We start from the raw sequence: 5,932 nt of genomic DNA on the forward strand, positions 1-5,932 counted from the left end.
GCCTCCGGGAGAGCATTGTGCTCATTGTCGTTGAGCACGGCGATGATTCCCGCCACACAGGCAAGGACGTTCGAGTCCGGGAGTTGCTCGCATCGCGGCCACTTTTACGCCGTCCCCGTCCACCATTCGATATCCATGACGAAGCGTCAGGCCGGGGACCGGACATTCCACCGGCGAAAATGGCGCAGCCTGCATCCGCTCGCCGGCAAACGTAGAATAATTTTCTTCATGACGGAGCTTTTGCCACGGCGGCAAGTTACCTCGCTCGGAGCGGAGGGAGGCTGTGAGAATGGAAAAGAACGATCCGGTTGTTGGCCCGTCGAAGCCCCGGTTTTTTGGCATCCTGGGACCTGGCCTGATCACGGGAGCGTCCGACGACGATCCCAGCGGCATTGCCACCTATTCCCAGGCAGGTGCGCAGTTCGGCTTCGGCCTTACATGGACGTTGCTGTTCAGCTATCCGTTAATGTCAGTGGTGCAGGAAATCAGTGCACGGATCGGGCGCACCACCGGCCAAGGGATTGCCGGGAACATGCGCCGTTATTATCCGAACTGGCTACTTCAGTCGGTTGTCGTGTTGCTCCTCATCGCCAACACCATCAACATCGGAGCCGACCTCGGTGCCATGGGCGACGCCCTGAAATTGATTATCGGCGGGCCGCATCTCGCGTATGTCATCCTGTTCGGGGTGGTGTCCGTCGTCCTGCAGGTCTTGCTCAAATACAGCCGCTACGTCTCGGTGTTGAAATGGTTGACCCTGTCCCTTTTCGCTTATTTTGGCACTGTGTTGGTCGTGCATGTCCCATGGGGTGACGTCGCTCGCGGTCTCTTCATCCCGAAATTGACCGTGAACGCCGGCTTCTGGACATCGGTGGTGGCGATCCTCGGAACCACCATCAGCCCATATCTGTTCTTTTGGCAAGCCTCGCAGGAAGTGGAAGACCAGAAGGCCAAGCCGGAGCGCAAGCCCCTCAAGGAGGCGCCGGAGCAGGCCGAGAATGCGATCGAACGCATCCGGCTCGACACATATGTCGGGATGGCGTTCTCCAATCTTGTAGCCTTGGCCATCATGATTACGGCTGGTGCAACGCTGCATGCCAACGGCATCACCGACATCGAGTCGACCAGCCAGGCCGCCGAAGCGCTGAAGCCGGTGGCAGGCGCGTTTGCGTTTGCAATCTTTGCCTTGGGCGTGATCGGCACCGGCCTGCTGGCGATCCCGGTTCTGGCAGGGTCTGCGGGGTATGCCTTGGGCGAAGCCCGCAAATGGCCAACCGGCCTCGATCGCAAGCCGCTGGAGGCCAAAGCGTTTTATGTGACCATCGCGGTCGCAACGCTGTTGGGCGCCTGTCTGAACTTCACCCCCGTCAATCCGATCAAGGCACTCTACTGGAGCGCGGTGGTCAACGGCGTGGTCGCCGTCCCCGTCATGGCAGTGATGATGATGATGTCGGCGCGAAGCGACATCATGGGCAAGGCAACTGTTCCCCGGTTGATGAGGACCGTCGGCTGGGCTGCGACGGCCGTCATGGCGGTCGCAGCCCTTGTGATGATCGCCCAGTTCTTCTGGGACTAGGATGCGAAAGCATTTGTGGAGGACAGGCCCTGGCGGTCGGCCGCAGCTTAATCCACCACCGAGCCTCGGCCAGCAACTCGCCGTTCAGCACGGTGGGTCTCGACCGGAATGGAGGAACACATGATGCGCATAATCAAACCACTCGCTAGCTGGACATGCTCGTCGAGCAGTATGTCGAAGTCAGGTAAAAGCGGTACGATGTCGTCTCGGTAGGGCAGGCGTGAAGGCGGTCAGGAGCGCTAGGGGAACGCCGCGCGTCACGGGAAAGGCCCTCGATGCCGCTAGTGCTGTGGCGCACGGTATTTGGTCTCACCGGTCCGGGGTTGAACCGCTCTGCCTGGAACCGGACCTCCAGCTCAATATTTCCTCGTTTGCCATTGCTGCAAAGCGCTCAGCTTCGTCGCGCTTGAGCCCGCAAGGCTTACCGCCGTGATCAGCCTGGAGACAGAAATCTCGATCATAAGCTGCCCATGTATCCCGAGAGTCCTGCCAGATAAAGAAACTTATCGACCTGCCCATTCTGTATTCCTTTAGCGACGATGCCTGTCTATCCGAGGTGGTCCTGTTCGGTGATGGAACTTGGCCCAGAGTTCCGCGCGATTTTTGGCACCGATACAGATCGCGTCATATGGCGAAGCCAAGCACCATCGTTTCGCGTCGTCGCTCCACGCGATCCCGTCGCGTTGTATACGCTTGGATTTTTCCAAACTGTCTGTTTGCACGATGATGACCCTACGACAGTCTTTATGCACGTCGTAACCCATGTTGGTGATGAGGTTTAGGATTCGGCGCGTTTTTCGATGGCACTTTGATCCCGCGCGTATATCGACCGAGGTGCGCGCGAGGTCGCGTGGCGCTGTGTCCGAATGGCCCGCGCACCTCCGCACTTGCTGCCCCAGCTCTAGGAAAGCAGAAAGGCTGTGAATTGCGCTGCTCACGGCGCCGCGGCGCTCTTCCCGTTGCGCTGCCCTTACACGTCGATCAATGCCGCTCTTATCTATATCTTTGATAGTTTGGGGCGATGTCCTAGCTGAAAGTCGCCGTGGGCCTTATTCGAAAAAGCTGGACCATTATGTCTATGCGCTCCAGCCTGATGTCAGGATCAACGATGCTTCGAACATCTGTGCGCCTCCGTCACTCCTAACCTTCACAGTGAGCTTGACAAGGTCGCGATCAGGCATTTCATCTCGAGCTATGTCATGCAGGATCCGCAGCGCCTCGGCGCGTGCGCGATCTCGCGACTCGAAAAATTGGCCGTCATCGTCGAGAACCTGGCCATCACTGTTGTAAACATCGAAAAAATATCGGTCCATTAAGATCACCCCAGGACGTCAGATTACTAAATCTGCTCGACGAATCGTGGTTCCTTCACTCCTGGCGTTTCGTTAGAAAATATATCAGATTGCGCCGGCGAGCTTATTTTGAGTTGGGGGGACTTGCAGCTCTTCTCGCTAATCCGCCAGGGCAGTCAGCGATTCTCCGCCTACAACCTTCGGGATGCGCAATGCTTGAATCGCTTTTTTTGCAGCTGGAACAACACGATGTTCTCTCAGAGACCGAACGGGCTTTGCTAACGCAGACGATTTCAATCGGACGTGATTTCGCCATCGGTCAGGATTTGGTGTCTGCGGGATCCCGTCCAACCTATAGCACCCTGCTGGTCGAGGGACTGGCAGCGCGCTACAAAGTGCTTGAGGACGGCGGTCGACAATTCACGTCGCTTCAGGTGCCGGGAGATTTCGTCGACCTTCACGCTTTCCTGCTCAAGACCATGGACCATGGCATTATCGCCTTGTCGGCCTGTCGCGTGCTTTTTGCCGATCACAATCGGCTCCGAAAGATTACAGAGACGGCGCCTCACCTTACGCGCCTTCTGTGGTTGGACACCCTGGTCGACGGGGCGATCCACCGGGAATGGATCGTCGCTATGGGGCGTCGATCCAAGATCTCCCATCTAGCCCATCTGATTTGCGAACTTTATGTCCGATTGAAGGTGGTAAATCGCACGGCCGGCCTAAGTTTCCGTCTACCTATAACTCAGGCCGAACTCGCCGACGTGCTGGGACTGTCGGTGGTCCATATGAACCGTGTCGTAGGCGAACTTCGTAAACTTGGCGCTATCACTTGGGCTGATCAGTCGTTGACAATCATCGACTGGGAGCGCCTGCAGGAGATCGCGGAATTTGATCCGACCTACCTCAGTATGGTGCGAGATGCGCGCTGACCAGCGCCGGTGTAAATCGCCAAGCAGCATGAAATTCCCAGGCGTGCGTCGCCGATCCCTGCCGCCGCCTTTGGTTTGTCGGTCAATAGGACGGGCCAGCGAGATCATCCTGCATCAGCGCTGACGTAACATGGCAGCGGTATTTGGGGCTGGGCGCTTGGCAACCCGATACTGGTTGTCGGGATGTGCGGAAACCAGCTCATAGGACCCGGTAAGGCCGTCGATCACCAGGTCGAGGAATGCGTTGCAGCCGGCAACCCAGTCCACACTGTCAGACACCGCGAGCGAGAAGTTCGTGCCTTGGCAATAGTCGGCATACAAGACAGCTACTGAGCCGTCTCCGGTGTACCCRATGCTTAGCTGAACCCATTCATCCGGCGATCCTGTATGCTGGGGTGCAGCGTGGGCTGGAAGTCGACGGCGACTGCAACACTCCCCCAGAATCGATAGTCGCCGGTCAAATCCTCGCAGCTGGATCGTAGGCGATTTTACCAACCTCTTGCGCGGCGCATGCCACCAGCCTGTCTGCGCAAGCACGGGATGGTCGAACGATTGCTTATTGACCAAGGCCGAAATGGCATCGGCCATAACTGTACTGCGCGGAAGGCCTGCCCTAGCGTCAAACACCCCGCATTCGTAGTATCCATCTTGGCGCATCATCATGGAATTCCAGTCCACGGCGCCGAACATTGACCAAGCGGTGACGGCACGTACGTCGATACCCTCAGCCGCGCATTCAGTGGCGGCCTCCCATCCCTCCATGAACCACCGCAGCTGTTCCTCACGGGTGCAGGCGTTGTGCACTTCTCCCATTGCCATTGGTAGCGCGTAGCGGCGCCACACCTCGCGCAGGCGCGAGGTAAATCCGAGTTCGCAGGCTGGCGCGTCGGCGCGGATAGCGGCGATGTCGACATAAGAATCGATGCCGTTGCCGCCGACCGGTTCTCGAGGGTGCCTTTCGACCCGATGATCGAGGAACCGATCGCTGGTGAGGTAGTAATCAACGCCGATCAGGTCCGGAGTGCAGGGCGCCCCCTCCAACTCTGCCAAGTGGGTTGGATGGACCCCAGCGTCGAGGAGACGGTCATAGAAAGGATGGCTCTGACCGACATGGCCACAAAGCAGATCCAGCGATAACCATCGCCGGCCGTTCTCGTATTCAGCTTGGTATGCTAGCTCTGGCGTGGCAAAGATCTTTCCGAAATCCTCGGTCTGCAGTAGACGCGCATCGGGGATGATCTTGCGGATGGCCGACATTGTCATCGCTATCGCACGGCATTGGGCAACCAGAAGCCGCAGGCAACTTGGCTCGTCCGTGCGGTGTGGGTGCCAGAATCCATAGAGGCCGCTGAGACGGGCGGTCGTCATCGGTTCGTTAATTGGCGTGAAAGTCTTTATCCACGGGTATCGACCTGCGAGCCGACCGGCAAACGCGGCTAAACGTTCGGCAAAATCCGGGGCGAGAACGGACGTCCAGCACGGCCCGCTGCCATGATGGACAAGGGCAGCCATTGGAGTGATGCCGAGTTGGCGCATCCGTTGGAGCCGCTGGTCCAACCAGCCCCAGTCACCCATGCCCTCAACAGCCTCGACGTGCTCCCACAACGCAGGATATCGAAGCGTTTTGATGCCGAGGGAAGCGACGAGATTCAAATCCTCGATGCGCTTTGAATGTCCGGTTTCGGCGAGCTGATCGCGGATCACGCCCCCGACACGAACCACGCTGCACTCAATGCCGCCCCAAACTTCCACCATGACTATCCAGCCGCGCCCTTGGCAAGGGACAACGTTGGTACGCCCGTCTTCTGAATGCGGTTGAACGCGGCCAGCGCCTGGCCAATCACCTGGTCCATATTATAGTACCGGTAGGTTGCCAGCCGACCGACGAAAATCGCATCGGTTTGCTGAGCAGCGAGTGCCTCATACCGCTTGTAAAGCACTTCATTCTCCGGCCTGGGCACCGGATAATAAGGATCGCCGTCATCCGTCGGATATTCGTAGGTCAGGCTGGTTTGAGCGTGCTGCTGTCCCGTCATATGCTTGTATTCCGTGATCCTGGTGAAGGCCTCGGTCTGCGGGTAGTTGACGACGGCGACCGGCTGAAACCGTGGCATGTCCAGTGTCAGGTGCTC

Annotated in this window: 5 protein-coding genes; 2 read left to right on the plus strand and 3 right to left on the minus strand. The window is 58.2% G+C overall.

Annotated elements, in window-relative coordinates; all coding sequences use genetic code 11:
- The first annotated feature begins 289 nt into the window (after positions 1-289).
- Complete coding sequence (locus tag AC1DX0_RS29545; RefSeq protein ID WP_477223625.1) at positions 290-1,576, plus strand: NRAMP family divalent metal transporter; 1,287 nt, start codon at positions 290-292, stop codon at positions 1,574-1,576.
- A 1,076-nt stretch (positions 1,577-2,652) separates the two neighbouring features.
- Here the strand turns inward: AC1DX0_RS29545 and AC1DX0_RS29550 are convergent.
- Positions 2,653-2,889 (minus strand): DUF6894 family protein, encoded by a 237-nt coding sequence (locus AC1DX0_RS29550; protein ID WP_477223626.1) that lies wholly within the window; start codon positions 2,887-2,889, stop codon positions 2,653-2,655.
- A 191-nt stretch (positions 2,890-3,080) separates the two neighbouring features.
- Here AC1DX0_RS29550 and AC1DX0_RS29555 point away from each other — a divergent pair, with 191 nt between their 5' ends.
- The gene (locus AC1DX0_RS29555; RefSeq protein WP_477223627.1) at positions 3,081-3,800 is read left to right on the plus strand and encodes a Crp/Fnr family transcriptional regulator; all 720 of its coding nucleotides are present in this window, start codon (positions 3,081-3,083) and stop codon (positions 3,798-3,800) included.
- Between the two features lie 114 nt (positions 3,801-3,914).
- Here AC1DX0_RS29555 and AC1DX0_RS29560 read toward each other — a convergent pair whose 3' ends face one another.
- A complete protein-coding gene (locus AC1DX0_RS29560; protein WP_477223628.1) occupies positions 3,915-5,555 on the minus strand; it encodes a glycoside hydrolase family 1 protein in 1,641 nt (546 codons plus the stop codon).
- 2 nt (positions 5,556-5,557) lie between these two features.
- On the minus strand, positions 5,558-5,932 hold a 375-nt coding region (locus AC1DX0_RS29565; protein ID WP_477357960.1), incomplete at its 5' end, for a UDP-galactopyranose mutase.

This window comes from Mesorhizobium sp. P3_A9 (genome assembly GCF_056402975.1).

Coding starts and splice junctions, on each gene's coding strand:
- AC1DX0_RS29545 (WP_477223625.1), top strand. CDS start 290: ATGGAAAAGAACGATCCGGTTGTTGGCCCGTCGAAGCCCCGGTTTTTT.
- AC1DX0_RS29550 (WP_477223626.1), bottom strand. CDS start 2,889: ATGGACCGATATTTTTTCGATGTTTACAACAGTGATGGCCAGGTTCTC.
- AC1DX0_RS29555 (WP_477223627.1), top strand. CDS start 3,081: ATGCTTGAATCGCTTTTTTTGCAGCTGGAACAACACGATGTTCTCTCA.